We start from the raw sequence: 17,580 nt of genomic DNA, 5'->3' as shown, positions 1-17,580 counted from the left end.
CGGCGGCGGCCGCGGACCGGCGCGGCGCCGGCACCAGGGTGCGCAGCACCGAGGGCACCGGGCCCTGGCCCCGCGCGGTGCCGGCGGGCAGCGCCACCAGCAGTGGCTCGATGGTGGCGACGGCCGCGTCGAACAGCGCCAGGCCCTGTTCGGGGTCGAGCATCGAGGCGGCGCCGGCCGCGGCCCGCCTGCGGTCGGCGGCGCTCAGCGTGCCGGTCATGCCGCTGGAGGCCCACGGTCCCCAGGCGATCGAGGTCGCCAGGAGGCCCTGCTGCCGGCGGTAGGCGGCCAGGGCGTCGAGGAAGGTGTTGGCGGCCGCGTAGTTGCTCTGGCCGCTGCCGCCGAGGATCCCGGCGATCGAGGAGTAGAGCACGAACGCGGCCAGCGGCTGGTCTTCGGTCGCCCGGTGCAGGTTCCACGCGGCATCGGCCTTGGGCGCGAGCACGGTGCCGAGCCGCTTGGGGGTCATCGACTCCAGCACCCCGTCGTCGAGGATGCCCGCGGCGTGCACGACGGCCGTCAGCCGCACTCCGGACACCAGTTCGCGGACGGCTTCGAAGTCACTGACGTCGCACGCGGCGAACGACACCGCCTCACCCAGCTCCGCACGCAGCTCCCCCGCCCCCGGTGCCGCCTCACCACGTCGGCCCACCAGCAGCACGTGCCGCTGCCCCTGAGCCACCAGGTGCCGGGCCAGGTGCGCGGCCAGGCCGCCGGTGCCACCGGTGACCAGCACCGTCGCCTCCCGGTCCCAGACCGGCGGCAGGGTGAACACGGCGTAGTCGTGCCGGGCGAGGGCCGCCGGCGCCTGCCGGAGGTCGAAGAGGGGCGCGCCCACGCGCAGGGCGCCGGCGTCGGTGACGCCCGGCGCCACCGGGGCCAGCGCCGAGGCGGCCACCACCAGGGGTGCGGTGCCGATCTCGCCGGAGACGGTGGTCGTGACCCGGTCGCCGACGGCCACCCCGGAGACCCCGGTCCCGGCTTCGGTCACCACGCCGGCGACCTGGACCGGGCCGGACCGGCCCAGCGCGGCCGCGGTGAGCCGCAGCCGGACGTCCTGCTCCCCCGTCGGCTCCTCGGCCGGGCCGGGCACGGCCCGCAGTTCGCCGTCGGCCCGTTCGACCACCCACGGTCCGGCCGGCGGCACCAGGGACGGCGCCTCGGCGAGCCGGGCCAGGCGGGCCACCCTGGCCACGCCGCCGCGCACCGCCACCTGCGGCTCGTCCGCGAGGAGGCCACCCAGGCCGGGCAGCGCGGCGAGCGACTCGGGCCGGTCGTCGACGTCGAGCAGCACGAACCGGTCCGGGTGCTCGGACTGCGCGGTGCGGACCAGCCCCCAGGCCGCCGAGGCAGCCAGGTCGGCGACCGTCGAGCCGGGCACGGCGACCGCGCCGCGCGTGACCACGACCAGCCGCGTCCCGGCCAGGTCCGGTCGCGAAACCCAGTCCTGGAGGACTTCGAGCACCTGCGCGGTCACCTCGTGCACGGCGGCCGCCCCGCCGCCGCCGACCTGGAACACCGCCCAGTCGGGCCGGGAGACGGCCAGCAGGGCGGCCGTGTCGGCCGTCGGCGCCCCGAGCGCGGCGGCCAGGCCGAAGACGTCACGGCGGAGCACCGACCAGCGCTGCCCGGTGGCCGCCGGAACCGGCTGCTCCGGCCAGCCGAGGTGCAGCAGGCCGTCGCGGGCGCCGGTGGCCGCCGGTGCGGTGGCGGAGCGCAGCAGGAGCGAGCGCACCGAGAGCACCGGGTTCCCTGCCACGTCGGTGGCGGCCAGGGTGACGGTCTCGCCGTCCTGGTGCCAGTGCGCCCGCAGCTGCCGCGCGCCGCTCGCGTGCAGCGTCACGCCGTTCCACGAGAACGGCAGCCGGCCGCCGCTGCGTTCCGGCGACACGTTCGCCTGCAGCGCCGCGTCCAGCAGGGCCGGGTGGATCCCGAACCCCCCGTCCGCGGCGGCGTCCACGGGCAGCTCCACGTCGGCGTAGAGGTCGTCGCCGGCGCGCCAGACCGAGCGCAGGCCCTGGAAGGCCGGGCCGTAGACCAGACCGGTGGCGGCCATCCGGGCGTAGAAGTCGGTGAAGTCGACCGGTTCGGCACCGGCCGGCGGCCACGCCGTGGCCGCCGGGCCGGCGGGCACCGGTTCCGGGGCGAGCACCCCGCCGGCGTGCTCGGTCCACGCCCGGGTGGCGTCCCCGGCCGGGCGGGAGTAGATCCGCACGTCCCGGTGTCCGGCGGTGTCCGCGCGGCCCACCACGACCTGCAGCGACACCGTCTCCGTGCGGCCGAGCACCAGCGGCACGGACAGCGTCAGTTCCTCGACCCGCGCGCAGCCGACCTGGTCGGCGGCCCGGATCGCCAGCTCGAGGAAGCCGGTGCCGGGGAACAGCACGGTGCCGCCGACCTGGTGATCGGCCAGCCACGGGTGGGTGGCCGTCGAGACGCTGCCGGTCAGCAGCACGCCGTGGTCATCGGCCAGGCCGACCGACGCGCTCAGCAGCGGGTGCCCGGCGCCGATCAGCCCCCAGTCGGTCGCGTCGCCGGTGCGGGCGGACGGCGTCGGCCAGAACCGCCGGTGCTGGAACGGGTAGGTCGGCACCGGCACGGTGCGCCCGCCGAGGTCGGCGTAGCACCGGTACAGAGCCACTTCGGCGCCGGCCGCCCAGACCTGGCCCAGCGCGGTGACCGCGGCGGCCTCCTCCGGCGCCTCGCGCAGTGCGGGCACGACGTTGGCCGTGCGGCCGGTGTCGGCCAGGGTCTGGCTCATCATCGACGTCAGCGCGTGCCCGGGGCCGATCTCCAGCAGGGTGCCCACCCCGGCGTCGAGCAGGGCCAGGACGCCGTCGGCGAAGCGCACCGGCTCGCGCACGTGCCGCACCCAGTACTCGACGTCGCGCACCTCGCCGGTCACCGGACGGCCGGTCAGGGTGGAGACGAGGGAGAGGGACGGCTCGTGCAGGTCGATCCCGGCCAGCGCGGACCGGAACTCCGCGAGCATCGGCTCCATCAGCGGCGAGTGGAAGGCGTGGGACACGGCCAGCCGCTTGGTCCGGCGGCCCCACGCCTCGACCTGGCCGGCCACGGCGGTGACGGCCGGCTCGGTCCCGGCGACGACCACCGCGCCCGGTGCGTTCAGCGCCGCGATCGCCACCTGCTCGCCGTGGGCCTCGAGCAGGGGCGCGACCTCGGCCTCGGTGGCCGGCAACGCCACCATCGCCCCGCCGGCGGGCAGCGCCTGCATCAGGCGCGCCCGGGCGGCCACCACCCGGGCGGCGTCGGCCAGGGACAGCACGCCGGCCACGTGCGCGGCCGCGATCTCGCCGATGCTGTGCCCGGCCACCGCGGCCGGTTTCAGGCCCCAGGACTCCCACAGCCGGAACAGGGCGACTTCGACGGCGAACAGCGCCGGTTGCGCCCAGCCGGTCTCGTTCAGCGCGGCCTCGTCCTCGCCCCACAGCACGTCTTCGAGCGAGCCCGGCAGCAGCGGGTCGAGGTGGCCGCAGATCTCGTCCAGGGCTTCGGCGAAGACCGGGAAGGCGGCGGCGAGCTCCCGGCCCATGCCCGGCCGCTGGGCGCCCTGCCCGGAGAACACCACGCCCACGCCCGGGTTCCCGGCCACGCCGGCGGCGACCTCGGGCCGGTCGGTGGTGTCCGGGCTGGCCAGCAGCACGGCCCGGTGGTCCAGCGCGGAGCGGCCGGTCAGCGAGCGGCCGACGTCCACCGGCGAGCCGTCGCACGCCCGCACCCGCTCGATCTGGGCCCGCAGCGCGGCTTCGGACTTGGCCGACACCGGCCAGGGCAGTGCCGTCGCGGTGCGCCGCGGGGCGGCGGGTGCCGCGGCCGGCTCGTCCGCCTGTTCCAGGATGACGTGCGCGTTGGTGCCGCTGACGCCGAAGGAGGACACCCCGGCCCGGCGCGGCCGGCCGGTGTCCGGCCAGCCGACCGCTTCGGTGAGGATTTCGGCCCGGCCGGCGGACCAGTCCACGTGCGAGGACGGCTTGTCCACGTTGAGGGTCTTGGGGGCGATGCCGTGGCGCATGGCCAGCACCATCTTGATCACGCCGGCCGCGCCCGCGGCGGCCTGGGTGTGCCCCAGGTTGGACTTGACCGAGCCCAGCAGCACCGGGGTTTCCCGGTCCCGGCCGTAGGTGGCCAGCAGGGCCTGGGCCTCGATCGGGTCGCCGAGAGTCGTGCCGGTGCCGTGCGCCTCGACCACGTCGACGTCCGATGTGGACAGTCCGGCACTGGCCAGCGCCTGCGTGATGACCCGCTGCTGGGACGGCCCGTTGGGGGCGGTGAAGCCGTTGGACGCGCCGTCGGAGTTGACCGCGGAGCCGCGCAGCACGGCCAGGACGTGGTGCCCGTTGCGCCGCGCGTCGGACAGCTTTTCCAGCACCAGCAGGCCGATGCCCTCGGACCAGCCGGTGCCGTCGGCGGCGTCGGCGAAGGCCTTGCAGCGGCCGTCGGCGGCCAGTGCGCCCTGCCGGGTGAAGCCGGCGAACCTCAGCGCGGTGGACATCACGGTGACGCCACCGGCCAGGGCCAGCGTGCACTCCCCGGACCGCAGCGCCTGCGCGGCCAGGTGCATCGCCACGAGCGCCGAAGAGCAGGCGGTGTCCACGGTGACGGCCGGGCCCTCCAGGCCCAGGGTGTAGTTGACGCGGCCGGCCAGCGCGCTGGCGGCCAGGCCGGTGCCGGCGTGCCCGTCCACGTCCTCGGCCGAGCGCAGCACGAGGTTGCCGTAGTCCTGGCCGTCGGTCCCGGCGAACACCCCGGTCCGGCTGCCCCGCAGGGCCAGCGGGTCGATCCCGGCCCGCTCGAACGCCTCCCACGACAGCTCCAGCAGCAGCCGCTGCTGCGGGTCCATGGCGACGGCCTCGCGCGGGGACACCCCGAAGAACGCGGCGTCGAACCCGCCGACGTCGTGCAGGAACCCGCCCTCCAGGGTGGCGCTCGCCCCGCGGCCCTCGCCGGCCAGCGCGGCCACGTCCCAGCCGCGGTCCTCCGGGAACGGGCCGATCGCGTCCTGCCCGGCCTCGACCAGCCGCCACAGGTCCTCGGGGCTGTCGATGCCGCCGGGGAACCGGCAGGCCAGGCCGACGATGGCGACGGGCTCGTGGCGGCCGGCTTCGGCTTCCTCCAGCCGCCGCCGGGTCTCGTGCAGATCCGCGGTGACCCACTTGAGGTAGTCGACGAGCTTCTTGTCGTCCGGCATCGGGCGTCCTTTCTGCTGCGCGTGCGGTGGGTCAGCGGTTCTTCAGCCGGCCGAGTTCGTTGTCGATGAAGGCGAAGACGTCGTCGGTGCTGGCGGACTCGATGAGTTCGGCCACCCCGTCCCCGGCTCCGGTGTCGTGGTCGCTCGTGCCCCACTGCGCCAGCAGCGCGCGCAGCCGGCCGGCGACGCCGGTGCGGGTCACCTCGTCCGGTGCGCCGGCCGCCATCGCGGCTTCGAGCCGGTCCAGTTCGGCCAGCACCGACGGCCCGCTGTCGAGGCCGGTGCCCTCGGCCAGTTCGGCCAGCAGGTGCGCGGCCAGCGCCCGCGGCGTGGCGTAGTCGAAGACCAGCGTCGCGGACATCCGCAGCCCGGTGGCGGCGGTCAGCCGGTTGCGCAGCTCGACGGCGGTCAGCGAGTTGACGCCGAGTTCCTGGAACTCCCGGTCGGCCTTCACCTCGCCGGGTGACGGCAGGGCCAGCACCGCGGCGGCCTCACCGCGCACGAGGTCGAGCAGCAGGGTGAGCCGGTCGTCCTCGGGCAGCGCGGTCAGCTTCTCCACCAGCCCGGCCTGCGAAGCGGCCGCGCCGGCGGCCGTCCGCCGGGCCGCCCGGACCAGGTTGCGCAGCAGCGGCGGCACGTCGGCCGGCGCCGCGGCCCCGGCCGGGTTCGTCGCGGTGGCGACGATCAGCGGCTCGTCCGCGCCGATGGCGGCGTCGAACATGGCCAGGCCCGGCCCCGCTTCGATTTCGGCCACCCCGCCGGCCTTCGTGCGGTGGCGATCGGCCTCGCTGAGCGTGCTGGTCATGCCGCTGGAGGCCGCCCACGGGCCCCAGGCGATCGAGGTCGCCGGGAGGCCTTGCTGCCGGCGGTAGGCGGCCAAGGCGTCCAGCGTGGTGTTGGCCGCCGCGTAGTTGCCCTGCCCACCGGCCCCGAACACGCCGGCCACCGAGGAGTAGAGCACGAACCCGGCCAGCGGCTGGTCTTCGGTCGCCCGGTGCAGGTTCCACGCGGCATCGGTCTTCGGCGCGAGCACGGTGTCGAGCCGCTTGGGGGTCATCGACTCCAGCACGCCGTCGTCGAGCACCCCGGCGGCGTGCACCACGGCCGTCAGCCGGAGGTCCGAGACCAGGTCACGCACGGCTGCGAAGTCGCTGACGTCGCACGCGGCGAACGACACCGCCCCGCCCAGCTCCGCACGCAGCTCCCCCGCCCCCGGTGCCGCCTCACCACGTCGGCCCACCAGCAGCACGTGCCGCTGCCCCTGGGCCACCAGGTGCCGGGCCAGGTGCGCAGCCAGCCCGCCGGTACCGCCGGTGACCAGCACCGTCGCGTCGCGGTCCCAGACCGGCGGCATGGTCAGCACCAGCTTGCCGATGTGCTTGGCCTGCTGCATGTGGCGGAACGCGCTGCGGGCGCGGCGCACGTCCCAGGCGCGGACCGGCAGCGGCTGGATCGCGTCCTTGGCGAACAGCCGGAGCAGCTCGGCCAGCATTTCGCCCATCCGGTCCGGGCCGGCCTCGGACAGGTCGAACGCCCGGTACCGCACGCCCGGCGGGTTCTCCCGGACGTCGGTCTTGCCCATCTCCAGGAAGCGCCCGCCCGGCTTGAGCAGGCGCAGGGAAGCGTCGATGAATTCACCGGTCAGCGAGTTCAGCACCACGTCCAGGCCGTCGCCGGTCAGCGGCGCGAACGCCGCCTCGAAGTCGGTCGTGCGCGAGGAAGCGATGTGGTCGTCGGGAATTCCCATGGCCCGCAGGGTTTCCTGCTTGGCCGGGCTCGCGGTGGCGAACACCTCCGCACCCAGGTGCTTCGCCAGCTGGACGGCGGCCATGCCGACACCGCCGGTTCCCGCGTGCACCAGCACTTTCTGCCCGGCTCGCAGGTCGGCCAGGTCGGTGAAGGCGTAATAGGCGGTGAGGAACACCAGCGGCACCGAGGCCGCGGTCTCGTCGGTCCAGTCGTCCGGCACGCGGGTGAGGATGCGCTCGTCGAGGGTGAGCGGCGCGGTGCGGATGCTGCCGGGCACGATGCCCATGGCCCGGTCGCCGACGGCCAGCCCGGTCACGTCCGGGCCGACCTCGGTGACCACGCCGACGCCCTCGGCGCCGAGCGGGCCCGCCTGGCCCGGGTACAGGCCCAGTGCGTTGAGCACGTCCCGGAAGTTCATGCCCGCCGCGGTGATCCGCAGCCGGACCTCCCGGCCCCGCAGCGGCCGCGCGGGCTCGTCGACCGGAGCGAGGTACAGGTCGTCCAGGCTGCCGGAGTGCTTGCTGTCCAAGCACCACTCCGTCGACGGCGGTACCAGCGAGGGCGATGTGGCCAGCCGGGCCAGCCGGGCCACCCGCACCACGCCGTCGCGCACCGCGATCTGCGGCTCCTCCCGCAGGAGGGAGGCCGCGAGCCCGGGCAGCACGCCGGCGCTCCCGGCGTCGAGGTCGAGCAGCACGAACCGGTCCGGGTGCTCGGACTGGGCCGTGCGCACCAGCCCCCACACCGCCGCCGCCGCCGGATCGGTCACCTCGTCCACCGCACCCCGCGTCACCACGACCAGCCTGGACTCCGCCAACTCGGGCCGGGACAACCAGTCCTGCAACACACCCAGCACCCGAGCCGCAGCCACGTGCGCCGCGGACGGCCCGGCCGCGACGCCGCCGCCGTCGATTTCGAGCACCGCCCAGTCCGGCACCGAGCCGGACTCGGCCAGCTCGCCGGGGGAACCCGCCGTGGTGGCCGACAGCGCCGAAGCCAGTTCGAAGGGGTCGCCGCCGAGGACCGCCCAACGCTGTCCGGCCGCCGAGCCGGTGGGCTCCACGGTCTCCCACTCCAGGCGCAGCAGGAAATCCCGCACGTCGGCGGCCGGTGCGGCGGCCGCGGCGGTGGTGGCCGAGCGCAGCAGCAGCGACTCGACCGAGATCACCGGGTGGCCGGCCGGGTCGGTGGCGGCCAGCGACACGGCGTCGCCGTCGCGCCGCCAGCGCACCCGCAGCACCGTGGCGCCGTCGGCGTGCAGGCTGACACCGCTCCACGAGAAGGGCAGCAGGCCCTGTCCCGAGCCGGCGTCGAACAGTTCGCCGCTGACCTGGAGGGCGGCGTCCAGCAGGGCCGGGTGCAGGCCGAACCCGGCCGCGCCGGAGACCGCCGGTTCGGGCAGCGCCACTTCGGCGTACAGGTCTTCACCGTCGCGCCAGGCACCACGCAGGCCCTGGAAGACCGGGCCGTACACCAGACCGGATCCGGCCAGGTCGGTGTAGAAGGTGTCGAGGCCGACCGGCTCGGCCCCGGCCGGCGGCCACTGCGCGGGAACCCAGTCCGTGCGGGTCTCCTCGGGGGCGAGCACGCCGGTGGCGTGGTGGGTCCACGTGCCGTCCGAGGCGGCGGGCCGGGAGTGGATGCGCAGGTCGCGGCGGCCGGTTTCGTCTGGGGCCCCGGCCGTCACCCGCACGGCGACGGCCTCGCTCCGGGTCAGCACCATCGGCACGGCCAGGGTCAGCTCCTGCACCTGCCGGCACTCCACGTGGTCCCCCGCCCGCACGGCGAGTTCGAGGAACCCGGTGCCGGGGAACAGGATCGCGGTGCCGACCTGGTGGTCGGCCAGCCACGGGTGGGTGGTGGTGGACAGCCGGCCGGTGAGCACGACGCCTTCGTCGTCGGGCAGGCCGACCGCCGCGCCGAGCAGCGGGTGCCGCGCGGAGACCAGGCCCCAGTCGGCGGCGCTGCCGGTGCGGCCGGTGGCCGTGGGCCAGAACCGCGTCTCCTGGAACGGGTACGTCGGCAGGTCGATCCGGCGGCCGCCCAGCCCGGCGAAGAACCCGGGCCAGTCGACGTCGACGCCGGCGACGAAGGCCGCGCCCAGCGCCGTCACCGCCGAGCGCTCTTCGGGCGCCTCGCGCAGCGCCGGGATCACCACCACCGCGGGGTCGTCGGCGATCTCGTGGACCATCGAGGACAGGCTCGTGCCGGGGCCCAGCTCCACGAACACCGACACGCCGGTGTCCCGCATGGCCGCGACGCCGTCGGCGAACCGCACCGGCTCCCGCACGTGCCGCACCCAGTACTCCGGGTCGCACACCTCGTCGCTCACCAAGGCGCCGGTGAGATTCGAAACCAGGGGAATCCGCGGCTCGGCGAACGTCAGACCCGCCACCACCGACCGGAACTCCGCCAGCATCGGGTCCATCAACGGCGAATGGAACGCATGCGACACCGACAGCCGCTTGACCCGATGTCCCCGCTCCCGCAACACCTCCGCGATCTCCAGCACCACCGGCTCGACCCCGGCCAGCACCACTGACCGCGGCCCGTTCACCGCCGCGATCGACACCTCACCCGCACGACCGGCCAGCAACGGCGACACCACGTCCTCGGCCGCCCCCACCGCCACCATCGCGCCACCGGACGGCAACCCCTGCATCAACCGTGCCCGCGCCGACACCAACGCCGCCGCATCCGGCAACGACAACACCCCGGCCACGTGCGCCGCCGCGATCTCACCCACCGAGTGGCCCGCGACCGAGCCGAACCGCACTCCCCACGACTCCCACAGCCGGAACAGCGCGACCTCGACGGCGAACAACGCGGGCTGCGTGAACCGGGTCTGCTCGAGGTTCTCACCGGACCACATCACCTCGCGCAACCCGGGAATGTCCAGAGTGGACAAAATCTCGGCGAAAGCTTCGGCGAACACCGGGAACCGGGCCGCCAGCTCACGCCCCATCCCGGCCTGTTGCGCGCCCTGGCCGGAGAACACCGCCCCGGCCGAAACTTCACGGGCCTCGCCGGAAGCCACCTGGACACCGGCCAGCAGCACCGCCCGGTGCTCGAACACCGACCGCGTCGTCGCCAGCGAGAACCCGACGTCCACCGGATCGCCGGCGCAGTCCCGCACCCGCGCGACCTGCTCCGCCAACGCCGCTTCGCTCTTGGCCGAAACCACCCACGGCACCACACCGGCCTCGACCGGCCTGGCCTCGGCGACCACCGGCTCGGCCGGCGCCTGCTCCAGGATCACGTGCGCGTTCGTGCCACTGACCCCGAAGGCCGACACGCCGGCCCGACGCGGCCGGTCCACCGACGGCCACGCGGCCGGCTCGGTGAGCAGGGAGACGGCACCGGACTCCCAGTCCACGTGCGTCGAGGGCGCGTCGACGTTGAGGGTCCGCGGGGCGAGGCCGTGGTCGAGCGCCTGCACCATCTTGATCACCCCGGCCACCCCGGCCGCGGCCTGGGTGTGCCCGAGGTTGGACTTGACCGACCCCAGCAGCAGCGGGGTTTCGCGCTCCCGGCCGTAGGTGGCCAGCAGGGCTTGGGCCTCGATCGGGTCGCCCAGCCGCGTGCCCGTGCCGTGTCCTTCGACGACGTCGACGTCCGAGGTGGACAGCCCAGCGGACGCCAGCGCCTGGCGGATCACCCGCTGCTGCGACGGCCCGTTGGGCGCGGTGAAGCCGTTGGACGCGCCGTCGGAGTTGACCGCCGAACCGGCGACGACGGCCAGCACGCGGTGGCCGCGGCGGCGGGCGTCGGACAGCCGCTCCAGCACCAGCACGCCGGCGCCCTCGGACCAGCCGGTGCCGTCCGCGCTGTCGGCGTAGGCCTTGCACCGGCCGTCCTGGGCGAGGCCGCCCTGGCGGCCGAACTCGGCGAAGGGCACCGGGGACGACATCACGGTCACCCCGCCGGCCAGTGCCAGCGAGCAGTCGCCGTTGCGCAGCGCCTGCGCCGCCAGGTGCAGGGCGACCAGGGACGAGGAGCAGGCGGTGTCGATCGACACCGACGGGCCCTCCAGGCCGAAGGTGTAGGACAGCCGGCCGGAGATCACACTGACCGTGGTGCCGGTCATCACGAACCCTTCGGCCGCCGGGTCGCCGAACAGCAGGCCGGCGTAGTCGGCGTCGGAGGCGCCGATGTAGACGCCGGTGGGCGTGCCGGCCAGCGACAGCGGGTCGATGCCGGCCCGCTCGATCGCCTCCCACGCGGTCTTCAGCAGCACCCGCTGCTGCGGGTCCATGGCGATGGCCTCACGCGGCGAGATGCCGAAGAACGCCGGGTCGAACTGGGCGGCGTCGGTGAGGAACCCGCCGACCGGGGACAGCGACACGGTGTTGCCCTCCGGGGTGTACCGGCTCGCGTCCTCCCAGCCGCGGTCGCCGGGGAAGCCGGAGATCACGTCCCGGCCGTCCACGACGAGCTGCCACAGGTCTTCCGGGGTGCGGATCCCGCCCGGGTAGTGGCAGCTCATGCCGACGACGGCGATCCGGTCGTCGTCCGGCGCCGGGCCGGTGGTCACCGCGGGTACGCCGGCGGCGGGGGCGGCCTCGCCAAGAACCTCGGTGAGCAGGAACGTGGCCAGCCGGACCGGGGTCGGGTAGTCGAACACCAGGGTCGCGGGCAGCCGCTGCCCGGTCGCCCCGGCCAGCCGGTTGCGCAGCTCGACCGAGCTGAGCGAGTCGAACCCGAGTTCCCGGAACTCCTGTTTCGCGCCGACGAGGTCCATCGAGGGGTGGCCGAGCACGGCGGCCGCCTCGGCGCGGATGATGCCCAGCAGGTGCTGGTGCCGGTCCGCCTCCCGCATCCCGGCCAGTTCCGCGGCCAGGCCGCCCGGGGCGAGCGGGCCGGCCGCGGCGGCGGTGCGGCGGGCGCCGCGGACCAGGTCGCGCAGGATGGGCGGGACCGCGCCCCCGGCCGCGGCCGGGCCGCCCGCGGTGGCCATCAGCACCGGCTCGCCGGTGCTGATCGCCGTGTCGAACATGGCCAGGCCCGGCCCGGCTTCGATCCCGGTCAGGCCCGCGGCCGCGGTCCGGCGGCGGTCGGTCTCGGAGAGGTCGGCGGTCATGCCGCTGGAGGCGGCCCACGGTCCCCAGGCCACCGAGGTGGCCGGCAGGCCGAGCCGGTGCCGGTAGCCGGCCAGCGCGTCCATGGCCACGTTGGCGGCGGCGTAGCTGCCCTGGCCGGGGCTGCCGACCAGGCCGGCGGCCGAGGAGTACAGCACGAACGCGGCCAGCGGCTGGTCGAGGGTGGCCTGGTGCAGGTGCCAGGCGGCGTCCACCTTGGGCGCCAGCACGGTGTCCAGGCGTTCCGGGGTGATGGATTCGAGCACACCGTCGGCCACCACACCGGCCGCGTGCACGACCGCCGTGATGGTCCGGCCGTCGACCAGCGCCCGCACGGCGACCGGGTCGCTGACGTCGCAGGCCGCGAACGACACCGCGGCACCGAGCTCGGCTCGCAGTTCCGCGGCACCCGGGGCGGTGTCGCCACGGCGGCCCACCAGCAGCACGTGCCGCTGCCCCTGAGCCACCAGGTGCCGGGCCAGGTGCGCGGCCAGGCCGCCGGTGCCACCGGTGACCAGCACCGTCGCCTCCCGGTCCCAGACCGGCGGCAGGGTCAGCACGAGCTTGCCGATGTGCTTGGCCTGCGCCATGAAGCGGAAGGCGTCCCGGCAGCGGCGGATGTCCCAGGCGGTGATCGGCAGCGGTGCCAGCACGCCGCGCGCGAACAGGCCCAGCAGCGCGGTCAGCATTCCGCCGATCCGGTCCGGGCCGGCTTCGCCGAGGTCGAAGGAGCGGTACCGGACGCCCGGCGGGTTCTCCCGGAGATCGGTCTTGCCCATTTCGAGGAAGTGCCCGCCCGGTTTGAGCAGGCGCAGGGAAGCGTCGATGAACTCACCGGTCAGCGAATTCAGCACCACGTCCAGGCCGTCACCGGTCAGCGGCGCGAACGCCGCCTCGAAGTCCGTCGTGCGCGAGGAAGCGATGTGGTCGTCGGGGATGCCCAGCCCGCGCAACGTGTCCTGCTTGGCCGGGCTCGCGGTGGCGAACACCTCCGCACCCAGGTGCCTCGCCAGCTGGATCGCCGCCATGCCGACACCGCCGGCGCCGGCGTGCACCAGCACCTTCTGTCCCGGCCGCAGGTTCGAGAGATCCGTGAACGCGTAGAACGCGGTGAGGAACGCCAGCGGCACCGAAGCGGCGGTCTCGTCGGTCCAGCCGTCCGGGACGCGGTGCACGATCCGCTCGTCGACCACGACCGGGGCCGAGCCGATGCCGCCGGGCGAGATGCCCATGACCCGGTCGCCGACGGTCAGGCCGGTTGCGTCCGGGCCGAGCTCGGTGACCACGCCGGCGACCTCGGAGCCCAGCGGGCCGGCCGGGCCCGGGTACAGCCCGAGCGCGTTGAGCACGTCGCGGAAGTTGATGCCGGTCGCGGTGATCCGTAGCCGGACCTCCCGGTCGCGCAGGGGCCGTGATTCCTCGGTGACCGGGGCCAGGTACAGGTCGTCCAAGCTGCCGGAATGCTTGCTGTCCAGCCGCCACTCCCCCGGCGGCGGCACCAGCGACGGTGCCGTCGCGAGGCGGCCCAGCCGGGCCACCCGCACGACGCCGTCCCGCACGGCCACCTGGGGTTCGTCCGCGAACACCGACGCGGCCAGCCGCGGCAGCAGGGCGGCGCCGCCGGCGTCGAGGTCGAGCAGCACGAACCGGCCGGGGTGCTCGGACTGGGCGCTGCGCACCAGCCCCCACACCGCGGCCGCCGCCGGATCGGTCACCTCGTCCACCGCACCCCGCGTCACCACGACCAGCCTGGACTCCTCCAACTCAGGCCGGGACAACCAGTCCTGCAACACACCCAGCACCCGAGCCGCAGCCACGTGCGCCACGGACGGGCCGGCGGCCACGTCCCCGCCGTCGACCTGGACCAGGGCCCAGTCCGGGACCACCCCGGACTCGGCCAGCTCGCCCGGCGAACCGGCGACCTGTCCGTCCACAACGGACCGCAAGCCGAAGGTGTCCGGGCCGATGACCGCCCAGCCGAGGACGGGGACCTCGGCCGTTTCGGGCCGGGACAGCGGCGGGAAGTGCAGCCGCAGCAACGCGTCCTGCGCGGCGGGCGCGGCCGAGATCCGGCCGGCGGGCGCGCGCAGGACCAGGGACTCGACCGAAAGCACCGGGTTGTCCGCCACGTCGGTGGCCGACAGGGTGAACGAGTCGCCGGCCCGCTGCCAGCGCACCCGCAGCACGCTGGCGCCGGCGGCGTGCAGGCTGACGCCGTTCCAGGAGAACGGCATCAGGTTCTTGCCCGCGTTGGCCGCGAAGAACGAGCTGGCCTGCAGGGCCGCGTCCAGCAGCGCCGGGTGGAGACCGTAGGCGGCCGCGTCCTGGGCCGCCTGCGGGAACTCCACTTCGGCGTACAGGTCTTCGCCCTGCTGCCACAGCGCACGCAGCCCCTCGAAGGACGGTCCGTAGACCAGGCCGCCGGCCGCCATCCGGGTGTAGAAGTCGTCGATGGCCACGGGCTCCGCGCCGGCCGGGGGCCACTGCGCGGGCGCCCAGCCGCCGCGCGTCTCCGCGGGGGCGAGCACACCGGTGGCGTGGTGGGTCCACGTGCCGTCCGAGGCGGCGGGCCGCGAGTGGATCCGCAGGTCGCGACGGCCGTCCGGGTCGGGCGCGCCCACCACGACCTGGACGTCGGCCGCTTCGCCCGCGCCGAACACCATCGGCACGGCCAAGGTGAGCTCCTGCACCTGCCGGCAGCCGACCTGGTCGGCCGCGCGGACGGCCAGTTCCAGGAAGCCGGTGCCCGGGAACACCACGGCGTCACCGAGGACGTGGTCGCCGATCCAGGGGTGGGTGGCCACCGAGAGCCGGCCGGTCAGTACCGCGCCCTGGTCGTCGGCCAGCGGTACGGCCGCGCCGAGCAGCGGGTGCCCGGCGGGCACCAGGCCCCAGTCGGCCACCTTGCCGGCGCGGGTGGTGCTCTTCGGCCAGAACCGCGTCTCCTGGAACGGGTACGTCGGCAGGTCGATCCGGCGGCCACCCAGCCCGGCGAAGAACGCCGGCCAGTCGACGCCGGCTCCGGCCACGAAAGCCGCGCCCAGCGCCGAAACCACCGATCGTTCCTCCGCCGTGTCCCGCAACACCGGAATGACCGCGGAATCGTCGACAATCTGGTGCACCATCGAGGCCAGCGCGGATCCCGGACCCACCTCCACGAACACCGAGGCACCGGCATCACGCATCGCCGCGATCCCGGCCGCGAACCGCACGGGTTCACGCACGTGCCGGACCCAGTACTCCGGGTCACGCACCTCATCCGTCACCAACGCCCCGGTCAGGTTCGAGACCAGCGGAATCGTCGGTTCGGCGAGCTGCACACCCGCCATGACCGACCGGAACTCCGCCAGCATCGGCTCCATCAACGGCGAATGGAACGCATGCGACACTGACAGCCGCTTGACCCGATGTCCCTGCTCCCGCAAGACCTCCGCAATCTGCAGCACCACCGGCTCAACACCCGCCAGCACCACCGACTGCGGCCCGTTGACCGCCGCGATCGACACCGCGTCGTCGTGACCGGCCAGCAACGGCGACACCACATCCTCGCCGGCACCCACCGCCACCATCGCGCCACCGGACGGCAACGCCTGCATCAACCGGCCACGCGCGGCAACCAGCGCACACGCGTCCGGGAGCGAAAACACTCCGGACACGTACGCCGCCGCGATCTCCCCCACCGAATGCCCGGCCACGAAAGCCGCCTTGACGCCCCACGACTCGAACAGGCGGAACAACGCCACCTCGACCGCGAACAGCGCGGGCTGTGTGAACCGGGTCTGCTCCAGGTTCTGCCCGGACCACATGGCCTCGCGCTGGCCGTCGACGGCCAGCTCGGCCAGCACTTCGTCCAGGGCCTTGGCGAACACCGGGAAGCGAGCCGACAGCTCCCGGCCCATGCCCGCGCGCTGCGCACCCTGGCCCGAAAACACCATCCCCACCGACGCGTCGGTGGCCGCACCGGAGGCGATCACGTCGCCACCGGACAGCAGTACCGCCCGGTGCTCGAACACCGACCGCGTCGTCGCCAGCGAAAACCCGATGTCGGCCGGAGAACCGTCCCAAGCGCGAATCCGGGCCACCTGCTCGGCCAGAGCCGCCTCGGTCTTGGCCGACACCGGCCAGGGCACCACGCCGGGATCACTCGCCGGGGATTCGGCCACCACCGGCTCGGCCGGTGCTTCCTCCAGGATCACGTGCGCGTTCGTGCCACTGGCCCCGAACGACGACACCGCAGCCCGGCGCGGCCGGTCCACCGACGGCCACGCGGCCGGTTCGGTGAGCAGCTCCAGCGCCCCGGAAGACCAGTCGACGTGCGACGACGGCTCGGTCACGTGCAGCGTCCGCGGGACAACGCCGTGGCGCATCGCGAGCACCATCTTCATGACGCCGGCGACGCCGGACGCGGCCTGGGTGTGCCCGATGTTGGACTTGACCGAACCCAGCAGCAGCGGGTGTTCCCGCTCGGTCCGGCCGTAGGTCGCCAGCAGCGAACGGGCCTCGATGGGGTCACCCAGCTTGGTGCCGGTGCCGTGCGCCTCCAGGACGTCGACCTCGTCCGGGCCGAGCCCGGCGGCGGCCAGCGCCGCGCGGATCACCTTCTGCTGGGCGCCGCCGCTGGGCGCGGTCAGGCCGTTGGAGGTGCCGTCCTGGTTGACGGCCAGGCCGCGCACCACGGCCAGCACCGGGTGCCCGAGCCGCCGGGCGTCGGACAGCCGCTCGACCAGCAGCATCCCGGCGCCCTCGGCCCAGCCGGTGCCGTCGGCGCTGTCGGAGAACGCCTTGCAGCGGCCGTCCGGGGACAGGGCGCCCTGCGCGGAGAACTCGGTGAACCCGGCCGGGGTGGACATCACCATGACGCCACCGGCGAGCGCGATCGAGCACTCGCCCGCCCGCAGGGCCTGCACGGCCAGGTGCAGGGAGACCAGCGAGGACGAGCACCCGGTGTCCACGGACATGGTCGGGCCCTGCAGGCCGAAGGTGTAGGCCAGCCGGCCGGAGAGCAGGCTGGCCGACTGCGCGGTCTGCCAGTCGACGTGCCCGTGGGGCATCCGGTAGTCGCCGCTGCCGCCGCCGACGAACACGCCGGTGTCGCTGCCGCGCAGGGAAAGCGGGTCGATGCCCGCCCGTTCCACGGCTTCCCAGGCGACGGTCAGCACCAGCCGCTGCTGCGGGTCCATCACCATCGCCTCGTTGGGCGAGATGCGGAAGAACCCGGGGTCGAAGTCGGCCACGTTCGCCAGGAAGCCGCCCTGGCGGGTGACGCTTTCGCCGGTGCCGTCGGGGCCGCCGTGGTACAGCGCATCCAGGTCCCAGCCGCGGTCCGCGGGCATCTCGCCGATGGCGTCGCCGCCCGACTCGACCAGCCGCCACAGGTCCTCCGGCGAGCGCACCCCGCCGGGGTAGCGGCAGGCCATGCCCACGATGGCGATGGGCTCCCTGGCCGCCGCCTGCAGCTGCCGGTTCTGCCGGCGCAGCCGATCGGTCTCCTTCATCGCCGCGCGCAGTGCTTCGACGACCTTGTCGCCGGATGCCGCCATGGTG

General features: G+C 74.8%; 2 protein-coding genes. Both read right to left on the bottom strand.

Annotated elements, in window-relative coordinates; genetic code table 11:
• On the bottom strand, nt 1-5,209 hold a 5,209-nt coding region (locus ABZX11_RS44335), incomplete at its 3' end, for an SDR family NAD(P)-dependent oxidoreductase (RefSeq protein WP_354924701.1).
• A gap of 31 nt (nt 5,210-5,240) precedes the next feature.
• Complete coding sequence (locus ABZX11_RS44330; protein ID WP_354924699.1) at nt 5,241-17,576, bottom strand: SDR family NAD(P)-dependent oxidoreductase; 12,336 nt, start codon at nt 17,574-17,576, stop codon at nt 5,241-5,243.
• Nucleotides 17,577-17,580: the final 4 nt, after the last annotated feature.

It is taken from the genome of Amycolatopsis sp. NPDC004169 (assembly GCF_040610315.1).
Taxonomy (GTDB): domain Bacteria; phylum Actinomycetota; class Actinomycetes; order Mycobacteriales; family Pseudonocardiaceae; genus Amycolatopsis.
The sequence above is the reverse complement of the archived record's forward strand: the minus strand, read 5'-3'. Positions and strand labels throughout refer to the sequence as shown.

Coding starts and splice junctions, on each gene's coding strand:
- ABZX11_RS44330 (WP_354924699.1), bottom strand. CDS start 17,576: ATGGCGGCATCCGGCGACAAGGTCGTCGAAGCACTGCGCGCGGCGATG.